A 19,434-nucleotide genomic window follows, 5' to 3' on the forward strand; every position below is an offset into this window, starting at 1 on the left:
GCACGCAGCACGCAGCACGCAGCACGCAGCACGCAGCGCGCACGAAAGACGCTCGGCCCGATCACCGGCCGAGCGTCTTTCGCATACCCCGGCCGACCCCGGCCTCGCCCCCGCCGGCGTACCGGAGGGCGACGGGCCGCCGGTGGCGCTCGTCATCGGTTCCTCCGCCGGATACGGCCTCGCGGCCACGCTCGCCGGACTCAAGCGCGCCGGTGGCCGCGCCCCGGCGCACCGACCCCGCGACCGGGACCACGTACGCCTCCGTCCTCAAGCCGATCGGCCGGCCGGACCGCACCAAGACCCTGGTCTTCGACGACCAGGGCGTTCCCGAGGTCCGCGAGGTCGAGACCGGGCCCGCCGAGGGCGACGACGTGGAGCAGACCGTCGCCGTGATGGGCGGCGCGGACCGGGAACGCTGGATCGACCACCTCGCCGGGCGGGGCCTGCTCGCCGAGGGGTTCGCCACCGCCGCGCTGTCGTACATCGGTTCGTCGCTCACGGCGGCGATCTACCGGCAGGGCACCATCGGGGCGGCCAAGGCCCACCTGGAGACCACCGCCCGCACCCTGAACGAGCGGCTCGGCAAGACGGTGGGCGGACGGGCCGTGACCTCCGTCAACGGCGCCGCCGTCACCCAGTCCTCCACCGCCATCCCCGGCATCGCCCTGTACACCGGCCTGTTGCGCGGCGTCCTCGGCGACGGCCTCGTCCCGCCGATCCGGCAGCTCGCCGTCCTGTGGGACCAGCTCACCGGAGCGGCCCCGCTCGACCTGGACGACGAGGGCCGGGTCCGCCTGGACACGTGGGAACTCACGGACGCGGTGCAGGCGGCCGTCGCCGAGCGCTGGGAGACCGCCACCACGGCCACCGTCGCCGACCTGGCCGACCTCGACTGGTTCGGCGCCGAGGTCCGGCGCCTCTACGGATTCTCCGTGCCCGGCATCGACTACACCGCCCCGGTGGCCATTGACGTTCCCTGGCCCGACCCCACTCCCTGAGCCTCCGCTCCGCCGGTTGTGGAGGTCCGCGTGCAGGTTCAGGAGCCGAACGCAAGCAGGCGAACTTCCTCCGGGCCGGGCGGCATTCGGCCAGTCCTGTCGTGAAGTCTTGACGACGGCAAGGCGGTTCAGTTGACTCACGCGGTGTCTTGCCCGGTGGTGTAGACCTCGGAGGCGCACTGTGAACACCGCACGCGTGACACCGGCCCGGCGTCGGCTCAGAACCGCCCTGCTGGGCGTGGCCGGCGTGCTCGCCGCACTCCTCCCGCTCGCACAGGCCACGGCCGCCGCCGGGGAACCGCCGCCCCCGACGGCGGTCGACCGTTTCGAGGGCGAGATCCCCTTCGCCGGACCGCCCGCCGAAGGCCTCTTCACCTGGGGCGCCGACGCCGACGACCAGCCCCGGCTGGAGCTGCGGGAGCGCGCCGACGCCCCCGAGGGCACGAAGGTCCTGCACGGCAGCTACGACATCAGCGGCTGGGGCGGCTACACCCACGACTTCGCCTTCGACCGGCCCGCCCACGACTGGAGCGCCCGCGGCGGCATCCGCTTCTGGTGGTACGGGCAGAACACCGCGCCGCTGCCGCCCGGTTCGGGCCCCCGGATCCACTTCGAGCTCAAGGACGGCGGGGCCAACGGCGAGGCCTCCGAGCTGTGGACGACCTCCTTCACGGACGACTGGGAGGGCTGGCACCTCGTCGAGATCCCGTTCTCCCGCTTCGAGTACCGCACCGACTACCAGCCGGTCGGCGGCATCGACCAGGTGCTCGGCCTGACCGAGATGTGGGGCTACGCCTTCACCTTCCCGGTGGGCCGTGCGGGCGAGTTCATGCTCGACGGGGTGGAGGTGTACGGGGTGGCCGACCCGGTCGTGCAGACCAGGGTCACCACCGATACGACCGTTCACCCTGTGAAGGAAGGCGGCTCGGCCGACGTACGCGTCTCCGTGGCCACGACCGGCTCCGGAGCGCTCACCGAGCCGGTGACCGTCGGCTACTCCACCGAGGGAGGCACCGCGACACCGGGAGCCGACTACGAGCCGGTGAGCGGCACGCTCACCTTCCCCGCCGGGACCCCCTCCGGCGCCTCCCGCACCGTCACCGTCACCACGGCCAGGGACCGCGACGGCGAAACCGCCGAGACCGTACCGCTGAAGCTGACCGTGACCGGAGCCCGGCCGCCCGCCGAGGACCCCCTCGTCGTGATCGACGCGCACGGGCTCCCCTACCTCGATCCGAAGCTGCCGGTGAAACAACGGGTCGCGGACCTGCTCGCCCGCATGACCCCGGCGGAGAAGGCCGGTCAGATGACCCAGGCCGAGCGCAATGCGCTGGGGGCTCCGGGCGACATCGCGGCGTACGGCCTGGGCTCGCTCCTGTCCGGCGGCGGCTCCGTCCCCAACCCCAACACCCCCGCGGCGTGGGCCGACATGGTGGACGGCTACCAGCTGCGCACCAGGGCGGCCCGCCTCCAGATCCCGCTGGTCTACGGCGTGGACGCCGTGCACGGCCACAACAACCTCGTCGGGTCCACGATCATGCCGCACAACATCGGCCTGGGCTCCTCCCGAGACCCGAAGCTGGCCGAGCGGACCGGCGCGGTGACCGCCGCCGAGGTCCGGGCGACGGGCGTCCCCTGGGACTTCGCCCCCTGCCTGTGCGTGACCCGCGACGAGCGCTGGGGCCGCTCGTACGAGGCCTTCGGCGAGGACCCTGCGCTGGTCACCGCCATGGAGACGGTGATCCGGGGCATGCAGGGCGCGCCGGACGGCCGGGACCTGGACCGCCCGGACAAGGTGCTGACCACGGCCAAGCACTACGTGGGCGACGGCGGCACCGCGTACGGCTCCTCCACCACGGGCTCCTACACCATCGACCAGGGCGTCACCCGGGTCACCCGGCAGGAGCTGGAGGCGGTGCACCTGGCGCCGTTCCGGGAAGCGGTCAAGCGCGGAGTGGGGACGGTCATGCCCTCCTATTCCTCGGTGGACTTCACGGACGACGGCGCCGGCCCGGTGAAGATGCACGCCAGCGCGGAACTGATCAACGGCGTGCTCAAGGACCGGATGGGCTTCAAGGGCTTCGTCGTCAGTGACTGGCAGGCCATCGACCAGATCCCCGGCGACTACGCGAGCGACGTCCGGACCTCGGTGAACGCCGGCCTCGACATGATCATGGTGCCGAGCGCGTACCGGGACTTCCACCGCACGCTGCTCGGCGAGGCGGCCGCGGGCCGGATCCCGCAGGCGCGGATCGACGACGCCGTGGCGCGGATCCTGGAACAGAAGTTCCGGCTGGGCCTGTTCGAGAAGCCGTACGCCGACCGCTCCGGCCTCCCGGCGGTCGGCTCGGCCGACCACCGGGCGGTGGCGCGCGAGGCGGCGGCCAAGTCCCAGGTCCTCTTGAAGAACGAGGGCGGCCTGCTGCCGCTGAAGCCCTCGCAGAAGGTGTACGTCGCCGGATCCAACGCGGACGACCTGGGCAACCAGACGGGCGGCTGGACGGTGAGCTGGCAGGGCTCGTCGGGGCGCAACACGGTGGGCACCACGATCCTGGAGGGCATGCGCAAGGTCGCCGCCTCGCCGGAATCGATCACGTACTCCAAGGACGCGAGCGCGCCGACGGCCGGGTACGACGTCGGCGTGGTGGTCGTCGGCGAGACCCCCTACGCGGAGGGCGTGGGTGACGTGGGCAACGGCCACGACCTCGAACTCGCCGCGGCCGACGAGGCGGCCGTGGACCGGGTCTGCGCGGCGATGCGGTGCGCGGTGCTCGTGGTCTCCGGGCGCCCCCAGCTCGTCGGCGACCGGCTCGACCGGATGGGCGCGCTGGTCGCCTCCTGGCTCCCGGGCACCGAGGGCGACGGGGTCGCGGACGTGCTGTACGGCAAGCGGGCGTTCACCGGCCGGCTCCCGGTCAGCTGGCCGAGGTCGCAGGCGCAGCTGCCGATCAACGTGGGAGACGCGGCGTACGATCCGCAGTTCCCGTACGGCTGGGGGCTGACCACGCTCGGGGCGCCCGCGCGGGGCGGCGAGCCGGCCCTGCGCGCCCTGGCGATCGCCGCAGCGGCGGTCGAGCGCACGACCGGGGCCGAATCGGAGGCCGGCCGTGCGGTGGCGGACCGGGCCCGGGCCATCGCGGCGCAGCGGATCGGCGGACGCTTCACACAGGCCTCGGCCAAACCCTTCGCCGAGGCGGACCACCTGCTGCTGACCGGCGACCTGACGGGGGCGGTGGCCGACTTGACCACGGCCTTCCGCGCCGCGGCCCGGTAGTGCGCCGGAGCCCCCGCGTCCGGCTGCGGGGGCTCCGGCCACGGGAGCGAGGTGTCCGTCGGCGGCTCAGCGACCGTCCGCACCGTACGGGGGCGCGGACGCGGACGCAGACGCACTCGCTCCGCGGTGCCTGATGTTGACGGCCGAGGCCTTGGCCAGCATCACGGGGTTCAGGAACCGCAGCGGACCTATGAGGCGTTGGGCGAAGAGGTGCATGTGCCGCGCCACCGACTCATCGCGCGCCGCCGCCGAGAACACCAGCCGCTCCACGGGGTTGAACGGGCGGGCTTTGGCGAAGTCGACGGCCATGAACTGGTGACCGCGCAGCCGGCGCCGGTGCTTGCGCGCGTACGCCGCGAGCGACCTGTCGAGGTCTCCGCGACCGGCCGCGGCCGTGGCGACCGCCTCCGTCAGCCACTGCGCGGACTCCAGGGCCCACCCGCACCCGACGCCCCACAGGGGATCGCCGGTCAGGGCGGCATCGCCGATGAGCGCGATGCCCGGAGCGGTCGGCTTGCGGCTGTGCAGCGGGTAGTTGACCGTTCCGATGATCTTGGTGATGCGTTCGGCGGAGTCGATGGGGGGCGCCTCGGGCAGTGCCCGTACGAACGCGTGGAAGCTCTCCTCCACGTCCTCCCGGAAGGCAGGCAGCCGCTTCTTGTCCGGGAGCACCGCGAGGACCGTGACCCCGTCGTCGTTCGGGAACGCGTACGCCATGTCGGGTTCGAGGAACCACGTCTGACCGATCCCGCCGTGCAGCGGAAGGTTGCGGAAGTGCGCGAGATACCCGAAGCGCGTGTTCTCGTACTGCCGCTCCGCCACCCCGGCCAGCTTCGCGACGGCCGAGTCCTTGCCGTCGGCGCCGACCACCAGACGGGCCCGGATCTCGCGCTCGCCCTGCGGTGTCGACGCGCGGAGCCCCACGGTTCGGCCACCGGCTCCGCGGACCAGCCCGGTCACGTGGTGACCGAGGAGCAGGTCCACGCCGGGGGTCTGCTCCGCACGCGACCGGATCAGCGGGTCGAGGACGCTGCGCCGGACGTTGTACGCGTACGGCAGCTCGGGGCCCGCCGCGGAGGCCCTCGGCGCGATCCATCCCCAACGGGTGTACCAGCGGGCGTGGTTCCGGACCGCTCCGGCCTTCTCCAGGGCCGGGACGAGGCCGAGCTCGTCCAGCACCGGGTAGGCGTTGGCCGTGACCGAGTGGGTGCAGAGCACCTTGTAGGCGTCGGGGTCCGAGCGGCGTTCCAGCAGTGCGACGCGGACGCCGCTGCGGGCGAGCAGGATCGCCGCGGCGCTGCCGGCGAGACTGGCTCCGCAGACGGCGACGTCGTAGTCGTACCCCGCGTCGTGTCCCGCGTCGCGTCCCGCGCTCCCAGGCTTGGTCATGCGCTGATTGCTCCCTTCGGTGGTGCTGTCAGGCACATGACCAATGGTAGGGAGCCGTGATCCCGACGGCTTGGACACATTTGACCTTGACACGATGACAAGGTCTTCACTGGGGCCGAGGAGGTGGTTCCGATGACCACGGCGGACCAGGACACGAGCATGAGCACGGACACGGAAACGGACACGGGCAGGGAAACGGACACGGGCAGGGAAACGGACACGGGCGCGCAGACGAGGGGCGCTCGCGACGCGCTGGACGACGCCCGTCCGTCGGTACGGCTGCGCGCGGCGCTGGCGATCGGTTCGACCCCGGACCCGCGGTCCGTCGAGCAGCTCGTCGAGCGGTGCGCGGTCGAGCCCGACTTCTCCGTGCGCGAGATGCTGACGTGGGCGCTCACCCGGCACGCGCCGTCCTCGACGGTGCCGCCGCTCGTCGCCGAGCTCCGGTCCGAGGGGGCGCAGGCGAGGAGCCAGGCACTGCACACCCTGTCCAAGATCGGCGACGGGCGGGCATGGCCGGCGGTCACGGCGGCCCTCTTGTCCGACGCCGACGACGAGGTGGCCCGCAGCGCCTGGCGGGCCGCGGTCGTGCTCGTACCCGACGGCGAGGAGCCCCGGTTGGCCGCAGCGCTGGCGGCGCAGCTGGGCCGCGGCGGGCGCGAGACGCAGCTGAGCCTGAGCCGGGCGCTGATCGCCCTCGGCGAGGCGGCCGCGGTGCCGGCCCTGGGCCCCGCGACGTCGGATCCCGACCCGCGCGTACGTCATCATGCGATGGCCACGCAGAGGCTGTTGCGCGATCCGGAATCCGGATTCGAGTACGCGATCGAGGAGGCCAAGCGCGTCGCGGCCCTGCAGGACCAGCCAGGAGGAGCGTAATCGGTGTTGATCGGTGAGGTGGCCGGGCGGTCCGGGGTCAGCGCCCGCATGCTCCGGCACTACGAATCGCTCGGCCTGGTGAGTCCGACGGGACGCACCGGCTCCGGGTACCGGGAGTACTCCGGCGAGGACATCCGGCGGATCTTCCACATCGAGAGCCTGCGCTCCCTGGGCCTGTCGCTGCGCGATGTCGCACGGGCCCTGGACGACCCGGGCTTCCGCCCCTCGGAACTCGTGGACGACCTCGTTCGGGCCACGCAGGAACGCATCACCGCCGAGACGGCGCTCCTCGCGCGACTGCGCCGGATCGGCGCCGCCGAACCCGCCGGGTGGGAGGAGGTGCTCCAGACCGTCGCGCTCCTGCAGGCGCTGGGCTCGGACAGCCCCGGCCAACGCCAGCGCGCGGCGCTGGCATCGGCCGACACGTCGCCGCTCCCGGTGGAGGCGCTCGTCGAGGCGGCACTCGGCGAGACGGATCCGAACGTCGCCGGAGCCCTTCGCTGGGCCGTGGCCCGATCGGGCGAAGGGGCGCTGGAACTGCTGGCGCAGGGACTGGCCTCGGCGGGGCCCGAGGTACGGGAACGGGCCGTCCGGGCGATCGCCGAGATCCCGGGCGAGGCGGCGATCGCCCTCCTGCGCACCGCCCTCGCGAGCCAGGACGCCACGGTCCGGGGGCAGGCGGCCCTGGCACTGGGAGCACAGGGGGGCGCCGACGCGGTCCCCGCCCTCATCGACATGATCGTCGAGGGGAGGAACGACGTCGACGCGGCCGACGCGCTGAGCGCGCTGGCGAACCGTCCCGCACTGGCCGACCGGATCGCGGGCGAGCTCGCGGCCCGCCTCCCTCACGGCCCGGCCGCCCCGCCCGTGCGCCGACGGCTGACGCAGGCACTCGCGGACATCCCGGGCGCCACGGCCACCCGCGCCCTCGCGGACCTGGCCCGTGACGAAGACCCCGCCGTCGCCCTGACGGCGGCGTACGTCCTCACCCTGCGCGACACCCGCTGATCCCGGCCCCCGTTACGCCGTCGCCCCGGCCACCGTCTCCCACGGCCGGGACCCTCCCCTGGCAGCCCGCGGTCACAGGCTCACGAGCAGGTTTTCGAGCGGAGCCGGGACCTGTCCGGGGCCGAGGTTCTCCACCAGGAGGCGGCCGTAGCGGATCTTGCGTCCCTTCTTCGTGCCGAGGAAGCGCCGCAACTGCTGTTGCCGGGGCCGGCCGTGCTGCGCGGGCTGCCGCAGGAAGGTCTGCCAGGCCCGCACGTCGCCCTCGACCCGGATGATCTCCTCGACCGCCGCCGTGCCGAGCGCGCGGATGAACTCGTCCTCCAAGTCCGCGGCGCACACGAAGAACTCCCCGCCCCCCGCCCCGGCCCGCTCCAGACCGCGCTCGTAGTACGGCCGCTCCCTCTCGTCGCACAGCCCCGTCAGGCGCAGGCCGAGGCCGGGCGGGCCGAGGAGGCCCGCGTAGCGGCCGACGTTCATCGCCCCGCCCATCGACACGACGCCCACCCCTTCGGCGGCGAGGTCGCGGCCCCGCCGTGCCGCGAGCGCCTCGACGGCCGCGAGGTCGCTCAGCCCTTCCAGCAGTACCGCCGTCCGCAATCCCAGTCGTACCGCCAGATCGCCCGCCGGTCCGCCGGGACCGCCCGCGGCCCAGCCGCCGACCGCGTCCCGGAACGCCCCCATGTCCACCATGGGCCGAGTCTGCACCTCCGGCGCCCGGTACGACACGTGATATTTCAGCGCGCGATCGGCGCCTCCCGCTGATCCCGGCCGGGCTCCTCCCACCAGGGTGGGCGTCCGCCTCCCACCAGGGTGGGCGTCTCCCTACCACCACGGTTGTATTTCGCGGGAGAACGCCGTTCCTCTCGTGTCCGTCGCGAACCGGACGCCACCGGGAAGCGTGGTACGGGCGAACACACCGGGACGCGCGCGAAGTTGGGGGAGCACGGGTGGGAATCGTTTCGAGGGCGAGAACGGCGGCACTGGCCGCCGGAGTGGTCGGGACACTGATCACGGGGGCGGTATCGGCCGGCATCCAGCCGGCGCGGGCCGCGAGCACCACCGCACCGGACGGGGGGCGGACATCGGCCGAGCCGTCGGCCGCCACGCCGGCCAGGACGTCCGCGAAGGCACCGGCGACCGTGACGCTGATCACCGGCGACCGCGTCGTCGTCGGCGGCGACGGCCGCGTCAGCCAACTCCTGCGCGGCGAAGGCCGGGAGGGGATCGTCTTCTCGGTGCGGACCGAGGCGGAGCACACGTACGTCATCCCGCAGGACGGCCTCGCCATGATCGGCGAAGGCATCCTCGACCGGCGGCTGTTCGACGTCGCCCAGCTGGTCAGGGACGGCTACGACGACGCGCACCGCGACACCCTGCCCCTGATCGTCGGCTACCGGCGGGACGGCGCCGCGCTGGGGGCCTTCGCCACCACCCCCGACGCACTCGCCGGGATCGCGCGCGAGCGCCGCCCGCTGCCCGCCGTCGGCGGCGAGGCCTTCCAGGCGCCCAAGGCCGCCACCGCGGCCCTGTGGTCGGCGGTCACCGGCCGTACCTCCGCGGCCCGTACGGCAGGCGCCCCTCCCGCGGCGCCCATCGCCCGCCTGTGGCTGGACGGCAGGGTGCGCACGGCCCTCGACAAGAGCGTGCCGCAGATCGGCGCGCCCGCCATGTGGGCCGCCGGCTACACCGGCAAGGGCATCAAGGTGGCGGTCCTGGACACGGGCGTCGACGAGACCCACCCGGACCTCAAGGGCCTGGAGACGGCGCAGCACAACTTCAGCGCCTCGCCCGACTCCGGGGACGTCGCCGGGCACGGTACGCACGTGGCGTCCACCATCGCCGGGTCGGGCGCCCGATCGGGCGGCGTCTACAAGGGCGTGGCGCCCGGCGTGCGGATCCTGGACGGCAAGGTGTTGGACGACGACGGCTTCGGCTCCGAATCGAGCATCGTCAGCGGTATGCAGTGGGCGGTCGACCAGGGAGCGCAGATCGTCAACATGAGCCTCGGGGCCCCCGACTCCCCGGGGGTCGACCCGATGGAGGAAGCCGTCGCCAGGCTCTCCGACAAGGCACTCTTCGTGGCCTGCGCGGGCAACGAGGGCGACAAGGCCGGTACGATCCGCTCTCCCGGCAGCGCCCCCGCGGCGCTGGCGGTCGGCGCGGTGGACAAGCAGGACCGGCTCGCCGACTTCTCCAGCCGCGGCCCGACGGCCGACGGGGCGTCGAAGCCGGACGTGACCGCCCCGGGCGTCGACATCACCGCCGCCCAGACCACGCAGAACCCGGACATCCCGCCGGGCAACGGCTACGTCACCATGAGCGGCACCTCGATGGCCACCCCGCACGCCGCGGGCGCCGCCGCCCTGCTCCTCCAGCAGCACCCGACGTGGAGCGGCGCCCAGGTCAAGGCACTGCTGACCGGATCGGCCGAGCCCGACCCGGCGCTCAACGCCTTCCAGCAGGGCGCGGGCCGGATCGACCTGGAACGGGCGGTGACCGCCGCGGTCGTCTCCGAACCCGGAGCCCTCTCCTTCGGTACGCGGTCCTGGCCGCACGCCGATGACGAGCCGGTCGCGAAGACGCTCACCTACCGCAACTACGGAAGCGAGCCCGTCACGCTGCGGCTGAGCGCGACCGGCACCGATCCGGCGGGCAACCCGGCTCCGGCCGGGATGTTCACGGTCGAGGACGCCGAGCTCACCGTCCCCGCGGGCGGCAGCGCGCAGACCACCGTCACCGCGGACACCCGCCCGGGCACGGTCGACGGGGCGTTCGGCGGCACCGTGCTGGCCGCCGGAGAGGGCCAGTCGGTGCGGACCGGCCTCGTCGTCGAGCGCGAGGTGGAGTCGTACGACCTCACCCTGCGGCACACGGGCGGCACCGGGCCCAACCCGCTGTCCTTCTACGCGACGGTCACCAGCACGGGCACGGACACCCGCGAGCGCTTCGACTTCCCGAACAACCCGACCGGCGTCGTCACGCGGCGGCTGCCCAAGGGCGACTACCAGCTGGAGAGCTTCGTCTACGGTTCGGACGACCGGCTGGCCATCTTCGTGCAGCCGGTGGTGAAACTGACCGCGAAGGCCACGATCACGCTCGACTTCCGCACGGCGAAGCCGTTCGCCATCACCGCCCCGGATCCGGCCGCACGGCTGGTCAGCGCCACCGTCGGATACCAGGACGGGGCCGCGAGGGTGGGCAACGTCTGGTTCACCGACGGGCAGACGCAGATCCTCACCGCCGCACTGGGCCCGGCCGGCGCCGATCTGCGCTCCCAGTACAACGGGGTGTGGAAGAAGCCCGGCGAGGCGGGGGAGAAGACGGACTACCGGCTCGCCTTCCACCGTACGGGCAGCTGGTTCACCGGCATCAAGCGCACCGTCACCCGGGCGGAGGTGGCCGAAGTGAAGCTCGGATTCGGCGCGTCGGTCACCGGGGCGAAGGGCCGGATCCGGGTGACCCCGACCGACGCGGAAGGCTTCGGCGCCGGTGTGTGGGACCCGGTCGACCAGGACGTGCCGCTGAGCGCCACCCAGTACGTGAGCACCACCGGCGTGCGCTGGTCCTGGAGCGCCTCGCAGGTCAACGCCCAAGGCGAGGAACGCATGATCTACTCCGAGGGGCCGGTGGCCTACAAGCCGGCCGCACGCCGGACGCTGGTCTTCAACACCGGCGTGGTCGGGCCCGATCTGGAGGCCGGGAACGACCAGGCCGCCGACCGGAGCGGCGACTACGTCAACTCCAGGGTCCAGCTGTTCAACGACGGCGCCGGCCATTCGGGCTCGTCCGTGACCACAGAGGGCTACGCCCGGCTGGAATCCGGCGGCCGGGTCATCGCCGAGGGCCAGGCCAACGACTGGCTGAGCGCCGAGGTTCCGGCCGCCTCCGCACCGTACCGGCTGAGCATGGAGGCGAGCCGCTCCGCCGAGGACACTTCCACCAGTACGAAGGTCGCCGCGGTCTGGACGTTCACCTCGGCCCGCCCGTCCGGCGACGAACCGGTCCGGCTGCCCCTGTCGACCGTACGCCTCTCGCCGGACCTGAGCCTGAGCGGGACCGCCCCGGCGGGCGGCACGCTGAACGTGCCGCTGGTGTTGGGCGGAGCGGCCGCGGCGCCCGGTCAGGTGGCCGCGCTGAGCGTCGAGGTCTCGTACGACGACGGCGCGACCTGGAAGCCGCTCACGGTGAGGACGGACGCGAGGGGGGCCCGCTCGGTGAGCGTGCGGCACCCCGCGACGGCCACGGCCGTGTCCTTCCGCGTGAACCTGAAGGACAGGGGCGGCAACACCGCGCAGGAGACGATCACGAACGCCTACCGGCTCGCCGCCCACTGACCCGCCCGGGTGCGGCCCACCGGCCGCCCCGTCCGCGGAGGTCCCCCGCACACCCGTCCGGGGGACCTCCGCCCGTCACGGCGCGGCATCGCCGTGCCCCACCGGCGTGCGCAACGGATCTCCGGCGGGGAGGATGAGGGTTGTGCGGGACAGAGGGAGTGGGAAGGCGCCGCAGCAGGTCCTCGCCCTCGCGGCCATGCTCTTCGCCGTCGCGATGATCTTCGTGGACCAGACGATCGTCAGCATCGCCGCCCCCAGCATCGTCGAGGAGCTCGGCCTCTCGTCCTCCGGAATGCAACGCGTGGTCAACGCGTACCTGCTCGCGCTCGCCGCCTGCTTCGCGCTCGGCGGGCGCCTCGCCGACGTCCTCGGGCACCGCCGCGTGGTGGTGGCGGGCACGCTGCTGTTCGTCGTCTCCTCCGTGCTGTGCGGCTCCGTGCCCTCGGGAGACTTCGCCCAGAGCTGGCTCGTCATCTTCCGCGCCGCCCAGGGAGTGGGCGCGGCGCTGGTGTTCCCCGCCGCCCTCGCCGTGGTCGTTTCCGTGGTGCCCGTCGACAAACGCGGCCGGGCCCTTGCCCTGTTCTTCGTGCTCGCCGGGGCGCTCACCGCCCTCGGGCCGCTGCTCGGCGGCTGGCTGACCTCCTGGACCTGGCGGGCCATCTTCTGGATCAACGTCCCCGTGGCCGTCGCCGCGCTCGTCCTGACCGCCCGCGCGCACATTCCCGACGCCCGCAAGCGCGAACGCCTCGACGCGCCGGGCGCCGTACTCGTCGCCACCGGCATGGCGCTGAACGTCTTCGGGATCCAGCAGTCGTCCACCTGGGGCTGGACCAGCCCCGCCACCTGGGCGTGCATCGTGGGGGGACTCCTCGTCCTCGCTCTCTTCTGCCGGTACGAACTGCGCACCGACGAGCCGCTCATCAAGCTGCGCGTCTTCCGCGACCGGGCCTTCACGGCCGACACCCTCGTGCTCTTCTTCTCGATGCTGGCGTTCGTCCCCGTGCTGTTCTTCGCGTCGGTGTACGCGCAGACCTCGCTCAGCGCCTCGCCCCACCAGGCCGCGCTCTACGTGCTGTACTTCTTCGCCGGGTTCGGCCTCTCGGCACAATGGGGCGGCCGGATCCTGGACAAGCACGGCGCCCGGCCCACGATGAAGCTCGGCACCGCCCTCGGGTGCGCGGGATTCGCCCTGTGGGCGTGGAAACTGACGGACCTGTCGGCCCATGACCAGTGGCCGTACGCCTGCATCGCCGGCGCGGGCATGGGCCTCGTCCTCTCCCCGGCCTCCACCGACGCCGTGAACCGGGCGATCGGCGCTTCGTACGGGGAGGTCACCGGCATCACGCAGACCGTGCGCAATTACGCGGGAGCCCTGGGAATGGCGGTCTTCGGCACGCTCCTCACCCACGTCACGACCAGCAGCGTCGCGCAGACGCTCACGGCGAAGGGCCTGCCGCAGGAGGAAGTGCCGGGTGCGGCCCGCGCCATCGCGGAATCGGTCATCGGCCACCCGGACGACCGCGCGCCGACCGGCGACGGGCCGGCCGCCACGCTGATGCGGAACTCCTTCGAGGCCGTCCACATGGATTTCGCCCGGGCCAACCAGTGGGTGTTCTACGGGATGGCCATCGCGCTGGGCCTGGCGTGGCTGTGCACCCTGCTGCACCCGGGGACGCGGGTGACGGGCGATGCCACGGAGGCGGAAGAGGCGGCACAGGAGGGAACCCGCCCTTGAACCCGCGCGTCACGGGCGGCGGCCGTGGGCTGCCCGCCTGGCGCGGACGGCGATGTACGCCCCGAAGCAGATCACCCATACGACGCTGGGCCACGCCGCGATGCGCTCGAACAGGCCTTGGACGTAGGGGTCCGGCCTGAGCGCCGTGAGGACGGCCGAGACGATGGACGTGACCCCGCACAGGATCCCCGCCGTGCCCCAGTACGGGTGCGCCGGCCGGACCATGGCTCCCAGCAGCAGTACGCCCACGGCCCCGCAGAAGAAGCACGTACCGGCGGACAGCAGGTGCACGGCCGGCCGGAGGTTGTACGGATTGAAGCCGGTCGACACGAGCCCCGCTCCGCTGGCGCCCAGGACGCCGAACGTCAGGTTCCGGAGGCGGTCCGGGGGCAGGACCACGGCGCTCAGGACCGCGCCGAGGATGAGGCAGAACCCTCCCACGATCCAGGCGATGTCGGCCGCCTCGTGCCACGGAGAGCAGAACCGGAAGCCTCCGACGCGACCGCACCGGGTCACGCCGAGCGCCGAGATGATGTGGTCCACCAGGTTCTGGCTCGAAGCACGGGGCAGCACGATGGCGTTGTTCACCACGAAGATCTGGACGAGGGAGGCCCAGAGGACGCCCCCGGCCGTGAGTCTCCTCGAAGCCGTGAAGGTGAGTTCGCGCATGCCGCCTGTGCCTTCGGGTCCGCTGTGAGCCGTACGGTGGCCGCGTGATCCAGTATGTCCCGCCCGGGCCGGAGCGGGACCATCTCACGTCGGCGCGTCCCGGGCCGCTTCCGCCGCGTTGCCGCGATCGCCTTCGGCCGGCCGGCCGTCCTGCTGGCAGGACGGGCGGGTGGCGGTGGCGGGGAATAAAGTGGAGGTGTACGTCCTGCGCTCACCCCAGGCTGCACCGGACGCCCGCGTACGGGCCCGGTGAAGGACCAGCCCATCAAGGGGCTCCGGCGTGCCGCCGGCCGCCCGCGGGCGGGCCCAGGGACTCCACCCGTGTGGCCGTGCGCCCGGTAGACCGCCCGGGGCCGGACCCACCCGTCCGGGAGGATGACCATGACCCGCCACTTCCGACGGCGGGCGCTCGCCCCGCTGGCACTGCTGTCCGTACCCGCGCTGGTGTTGGTGGCCGTCGTTCCGGCCGCCGCCCGTCCGTCGGCTTCGGCGTCGGCTTCGGCGGCCCTGCCGTCGATCTGCCACGGTCTGACCCAGGGCAACGACCCGTACCACGTGGGGTGCCGGGAAGGCTATCTCCAGGGTTCGAGCTCGGGCTACCGCGACGGCAGGCCGCCCATCTGCCGCAAGACCCTTCCCCCGCTGATCCCGCCGAACCCCAGCCCCTTCGTGCAGGGCAAGGCCGAGGGCTACACGTACGGCTACAACCAGTCGTACGCCAAGTCGGCGGCCGCCAGCAAGGCCGCGTGCGCCGCCATGAACCAGCCGCAGGCACCCAAGCCGCCGGCGCCCAAGCCCCCGGCGCAGACCCAGCAGAGCATGGCCACCGCCGGTCAGGCCGCCGGCGAGACCTGGGGCCGGGACGAGGGCAAGGCATGCGTCACAGCACGCACCCACGCCCGCCTGATCCCGCCGAAGACGCCCGACGCGCTGATCCTCGCCTACCAGAACGGCTACGCGGTCGGCTACGACACCGCCTACGACGAAGCGTTCCGCCAGAACTGCATGAACAAGTAGCGCACCTGGTGCGCGTCGTACCGACACGGCGGACGCAGCCGGGGCGGTGGGCGTGGCGTCGGGATTTGTGCGGGTCGTCGGGTGATGATGCCGCAGTGCGACTTGACCACGTGTCCTACGCGGTGGCCCGCGACAGCTTCGTCTCGACCGTCCAGTGGATCGGATCGGCCCTCGGCGCCGGGTTCGTCGACGGGGGCGTGCACCCGCGGTTCGGGACCCGCAATTTCATCCTCCCGCTGAGCGGCGGCACCTACGTCGAGGTCGTCACCACACTCGACCACCCCGCCGCCGACCGCGCGCCCTTCGGCCGGGCGGTCGCGCGCCGCGCCGCCGAGGGCGGCGGCTGGCTAGGCTGGGTGGTCTCCGTCGACGACATCGCCCCGGTCGAGGCCCGCCTCGGCCGCACCTCGGCCGAGGGCCACCGTGTCCGCCCCGACGGGTTCGACCTGAGATGGAAGCAGATCGGCCTGCTGGAACTGCTGGAGGACCCACAACTGCCCTACTTCCTCCAGTGGCTGGTCCCCGACGAGCAACGCCCGAGCGCCGACCCGCGCACCTCCACCACCATCCACGGGGTCTCCATCGCCGGCGACGCCGCCTCCATCGCCGAATTCCTCGGCGAACCGGCCGATCACCCCCTCGACCAGATCGACGTCACCTGGGCCGAGGACGAGGAACCGGGCCTGGTCTCGGTCGAGTTCGCCACCGCCAAAGGCCCGGTGACGATCTGACCAGGGCCGAGGTCCACTCAGGGCACACCCGACGGGCAGGACGGCCGGCCCCGGCCCGGGGCACCTCCGTCCGCCCCGAACCGGACGCACCTCAATAGGTGACGGTGATCCGGCGGGCCGGGCCGTCCACCCGGACGCGCCCTCCGACGGGTACCACGAGCTGGGGGTCGGTGTGGCCCAGGTCGACGTCGAACACCACCATGGTGTCGGGGGCGTACTGGCCGAGGGCGCGCAGGACCGCCTCGCGCTGTTGCAGGCGGAAGCGCTCCCTCTCCCGGGCGTTCAACGGCTTCTCGAACGACCAGGCCTTGGCCCTGCCCATCAGGAGCGCGGGGAACTGCCGCAGCAGCCCGCGCTCGCCCATGCCGCGCAGGATCCAGTAGACCTCCTCGGCCCTCGGCATGTCCTCGGACGTCTCCAGGAACAGCACGTTGCCCGCGTAGGCGTCGGCGGGCAGGACGGCACGGTCCGCCATCAGCAGCCAGGAAATGATCTCCAGGTTGCCGCCCCAGCCGATCCCTTCGACCGCGCGGTCGCCGTTGTGCCAGATCCAGCCGCCGCCGGGCTCCATCTCGGGTTCGGACTCGAAGGTACGGGGGTCCTCCCAGGGCCGGTTGACGTCCCCGAAGGCGACGGCCGGGGTGAGCTCGTACTCGCCGGAGGTGAACAGCGCCGCCCTCAGTGAGGCCTCGGTCAGCGGGTTCAGCGCGCCGGGCCGCCCGAGCTCGACCATCACCGAGCCGCCGTGGTACCCGACGATGCCCGCGTTGCGCAGGAACAGCAGCAGGTTGGTGTTGTCGCTGTAGCCGAAGAACGGCTTGGGGTGGGCCCGCAGGAGGTCGCGATCGAGGTGGGGCAGGACGGTCAGCTGGTCGTCGCCGCCGATGCTGGAGATCACCGCCTTGATGTCGGGGTCCGCGAAGGCCGCGTGGATGTCCGCGGCGCGTGCCTCGGGGGTCGAGCCCATCGTGCGGGTCGTCGGGTACTCCACCGTCTTCAACCCGAAGTCGTCCCGGAGTCTGCGGAGCCCCAGTTCGTGGGGCAGGGGGAGGAGACCGGGCAGACCGGACGAGGGGGACAGCACCGCGACCCGGTCGCCGGGACGGGGCTTCGCGGGATAAAGGGGAGTCGTCATCGGATGATCTTAGGAACCGACGGCCCCGTCCCCACAGCGGGTTTCGCGGATCGGGCCGGGCGGCGGCGGCCCGGGCGCTTCGGCCATACTCGCACCCATGCGTCCGCCGCCGTCCGCCGCCGTTCCCGAGCCGATCTCGGCCGATCCGCCGTTCACCACGGACCGCCCGCTGCTCACCCAGTCGTGGCTGGACCTGGCCTTCGTGCACTGGGCCGCCGATCCCGCCGACGTCGCCCCGCTGCTGCCCGCGGGTACGGTGCCCGACGTGCTGGACGGGGTCACGTACGTCGGCCTGGTGGCGTTCCGCATGCACGAGGTCGGCTGGTTCCGCCTGCCCGGCGTCCCCTACCTGGGATCCTTCCCGGAGACCAATGTCCGTCTCTACTCGGTCGACGCCCAGGGCCGGCGCGGGGTGGTCTTCCGCTCGCTGGACGCCTCCCGGCTCATCCCGGTGGCCGTCGGACGCGCCGTGTTCCGCCTGCCGTACGTGTGGTCGCGGATGAGGATCCACCACGACGGCGACACCGTCACCTACACCAGCAGCCGGCGCCTGCCCGGCCCGCGCGGCGCGCGCAGCCGGATCTGCGTGCGCATCGGCGAGCGGCTCGCGGAGCCGACCGCCCTGGAACACTTCCTGACCGCCCGGTGGGGCATGCACACCCAGGCGTTCGGCCGACCGCTCTACCTCCCGAACATCCACCCGCGCTGGCCCCTGCACCGCGCCGAACTCCTCGACTGCCGCGAAGACCTGGTCACCGCGGCCGGCCTGCCGACGCCGGCAGGACCGCCCGTGAGCGTCCTCTACTCCCCGGGAGTCCCCGTCCGCTTCACCCCGCCGGCCCGCCCGGGTGCAGTGTCGCAACCGCCGCGGTGAACTCGCCCACCCGCTCGGGTGCGCGGGTGGGCGGAGCCGCCCGGTTTGGCCGGTTCGAGAACGTCCGATTATCGACCCCCTTTCGGGGAACACGGCGGACCTCGCACCCAGTTCACTGAGGGGAACCGGGGGCGGGCTCGTACGGCTTGTCTCCGACTGTCATAACGGGCAAGGAGAACGGCTGTGCGCATACTCTTCACCGGTCCGGCTGCGGCCGGGCACCTCTTCCCGATGATTCCGACCGCGCAGGCCTTACGCGCCGCCGGCCACGAGGTGTTGTTCGCGGGTTCGCAGCCGCTCGACCGGCTCCGTGAGGCGGGCTTCGCGATCGTCGAGATCGGCGACGGCCGCACCATCCGCGACGTGATGGAGCAGTCCTCCGACGAGCAGATGCGGTACGTCGCCCCCGACATGTCGCAGGACCAGATATTGGACAGGGCGGCCCGCGGATTCGCGATGATCTCCCGCCCCACGGTGGACGGCCTGTTGGAGGTCGCCGGGAACTGGGGCGCCGATCTGCTGGTCTACGACTCGTTCCAGGCCTCCGCCCCGCTGGTCGCGGCGAAGCTGAAGATCCCGTCGGTGATCCAGAACTTCGGTGTCACCTCCGGCCTCGACATGGTCGGCCGGCTGGCCGCCAACTTCACCGAGGCGTACGAGACGTACGGGGTGTCCGGCCCGGCCGAGCCCACCGCCCTGAACATCGTCCCCGCCTCGCTCGGCGGCGACGCGGGCGGTCTGCGGATGCGCTACGTCCCGTACAACGGCGGCGGCACCGTTCCCGCCGCGCTGCTCCGCCGCGGCGACCGGCCCCGCGTCGCCATCACCCTGGGCACCGTCCTCACCGAGTTGGACGGCGTCCGCGCCATCGTGCGCCTGACCGAAGCCGCCGCCTCGGTGGACGCCGAGTTCCTGCTCGCCGTCGGCGACGCCGACCTCACCGCGCTCGGCACCCTCCCGGACAACGTCCGTCCGCTGCCCTGGGTGCCGCTCGCCGAGCTGCTGACCACCTCCGACGCGCTGATCCACCACGGCGGCTCCGGCACCCTGCTCACCGCCCTGCAGGCCGGACTGCCCCAGCTCCTGCTGCCCCAGGGCGCCGACCACTTCGCCAACGCCGACGCCCTCACCGCGACCGGCGCCGCCCTGCGCTCCGCCTCCGACGAAGTCGACGGCGCGCTCCTGACCCGCCTCGTCACCGACCAGGCCCTGCGCGAGGGCGCCGTCCGCCTCCGGGCGGAGAACGAGGCCCTGCCCACCCCCGCCGAGACGGTCCCCGCCCTGGAGGCCCTGGCCGCCTCCTAGTGACCTGGTTTTGAGGTCGTGGGTCGCCACGTGAGGCGTCCCCTGTTTCAGATTGCGGTGTTCGCCCGCGGCAGAGCGGGGGTTCGCGC

General features: G+C 72.9%; 13 protein-coding genes and 1 pseudogene. 10 read left to right on the plus strand and 4 right to left on the minus strand.

Going from position 1 to position 19,434, the window contains the following annotated elements:
• Positions 1-118 precede the first annotated feature (118 nt).
• Positions 119-998: pseudogene (locus AB0M92_RS38085) on the plus strand (hypothetical protein); the annotation flags it as partial.
• A gap of 181 nt (positions 999-1,179) precedes the next feature.
• Complete coding sequence (locus tag AB0M92_RS38090) at positions 1,180-4,272, plus strand: glycoside hydrolase family 3 N-terminal domain-containing protein (RefSeq protein ID WP_366106967.1); 3,093 nt, start codon at positions 1,180-1,182, stop codon at positions 4,270-4,272.
• A 66-nt stretch (positions 4,273-4,338) separates the two neighbouring features.
• On the opposite strand, the gene AB0M92_RS38095 is transcribed toward AB0M92_RS38090, so the two are convergent.
• On the minus strand, positions 4,339-5,661 hold the full coding sequence (locus AB0M92_RS38095; protein ID WP_366106968.1) for an NAD(P)/FAD-dependent oxidoreductase: 1,323 nt from the start codon (positions 5,659-5,661) through the stop codon (positions 4,339-4,341).
• A gap of 132 nt (positions 5,662-5,793) precedes the next feature.
• Between AB0M92_RS38095 and AB0M92_RS38100 the strand changes: the two genes are divergently transcribed.
• Positions 5,794-6,537, plus strand: coding sequence for a HEAT repeat domain-containing protein (locus AB0M92_RS38100; RefSeq protein ID WP_366106969.1), 744 nt, complete (start codon positions 5,794-5,796; stop codon positions 6,535-6,537).
• Positions 6,538-6,540: 3 nt separating this feature from the next.
• Positions 6,541-7,545, plus strand: coding sequence for a HEAT repeat domain-containing protein (locus tag AB0M92_RS38105; RefSeq protein WP_366106970.1), 1,005 nt, complete (start codon positions 6,541-6,543; stop codon positions 7,543-7,545).
• A gap of 72 nt (positions 7,546-7,617) precedes the next feature.
• Here AB0M92_RS38105 and AB0M92_RS38110 read toward each other — a convergent pair whose 3' ends face one another.
• On the minus strand, positions 7,618-8,235 hold the full coding sequence (locus AB0M92_RS38110) for a TOPRIM nucleotidyl transferase/hydrolase domain-containing protein (RefSeq protein ID WP_366106971.1): 618 nt from the start codon (positions 8,233-8,235) through the stop codon (positions 7,618-7,620).
• 449 nt (positions 8,236-8,684) lie between these two features.
• On the opposite strand from AB0M92_RS38110, the gene AB0M92_RS38115 reads away from it, so the two are divergent.
• Positions 8,685-11,879, plus strand: a complete 3,195-nt coding sequence (locus AB0M92_RS38115; RefSeq protein ID WP_366106972.1) for a S8 family serine peptidase — start codon at positions 8,685-8,687, stop codon at positions 11,877-11,879.
• Positions 11,880-12,075: 196 nt separating this feature from the next.
• Positions 12,076-13,614, plus strand: a complete 1,539-nt coding sequence (locus tag AB0M92_RS38120; RefSeq protein ID WP_366106979.1) for an MFS transporter — start codon at positions 12,076-12,078, stop codon at positions 13,612-13,614.
• A 9-nt stretch (positions 13,615-13,623) separates the two neighbouring features.
• Here the strand turns inward: AB0M92_RS38120 and AB0M92_RS38125 are convergent, their stop codons facing one another.
• Positions 13,624-14,283 carry a hypothetical protein gene (locus tag AB0M92_RS38125; RefSeq protein ID WP_366106973.1) on the minus strand — a complete coding sequence of 220 codons (660 nt, stop codon included), beginning with the start codon at positions 14,281-14,283 and terminating at the stop codon, positions 13,624-13,626.
• A gap of 381 nt (positions 14,284-14,664) precedes the next feature.
• On the opposite strand from AB0M92_RS38125, the gene AB0M92_RS38130 reads away from it, so the two are divergent.
• Together AB0M92_RS38130 and AB0M92_RS38135 are read left to right on the plus strand one after the other, a co-directional pair.
• Positions 14,665-15,300: a hypothetical protein gene (locus AB0M92_RS38130; RefSeq protein ID WP_366106974.1), complete on the plus strand. Its 636-nt coding sequence runs from the start codon at positions 14,665-14,667 to the stop codon at positions 15,298-15,300.
• Positions 15,301-15,395: 95 nt separating this feature from the next.
• Positions 15,396-16,031 (plus strand): VOC family protein, encoded by a 636-nt coding sequence (locus tag AB0M92_RS38135; protein WP_366106975.1) that lies wholly within the window; start codon positions 15,396-15,398, stop codon positions 16,029-16,031.
• Positions 16,032-16,122: 91 nt separating this feature from the next.
• Here the strand turns inward: AB0M92_RS38135 and AB0M92_RS38140 are convergent, their stop codons facing one another.
• Positions 16,123-17,166 (minus strand): S66 peptidase family protein, encoded by a 1,044-nt coding sequence (locus AB0M92_RS38140; protein ID WP_366106976.1) that lies wholly within the window; start codon positions 17,164-17,166, stop codon positions 16,123-16,125.
• 97 nt (positions 17,167-17,263) lie between these two features.
• Here AB0M92_RS38140 and AB0M92_RS38145 point away from each other — a divergent pair, with 97 nt between their 5' ends.
• Together AB0M92_RS38145 and AB0M92_RS38150 are read left to right on the plus strand one after the other, a co-directional pair.
• Positions 17,264-18,040: a DUF2071 domain-containing protein gene (locus AB0M92_RS38145; RefSeq protein WP_366106977.1), complete on the plus strand. Its 777-nt coding sequence runs from the start codon at positions 17,264-17,266 to the stop codon at positions 18,038-18,040.
• A 183-nt stretch (positions 18,041-18,223) separates the two neighbouring features.
• Complete coding sequence (locus tag AB0M92_RS38150; RefSeq protein ID WP_366106978.1) at positions 18,224-19,345, plus strand: nucleotide disphospho-sugar-binding domain-containing protein; 1,122 nt, start codon at positions 18,224-18,226, stop codon at positions 19,343-19,345.
• The last annotated feature ends 89 nt before the right edge of the window (positions 19,346-19,434 follow it).

The sequence above is a fragment of the Streptomyces sp. NPDC051582 genome (genome assembly GCF_040681715.1).
Lineage (GTDB): Bacteria > Actinomycetota > Actinomycetes > Streptomycetales > Streptomycetaceae > Streptomyces.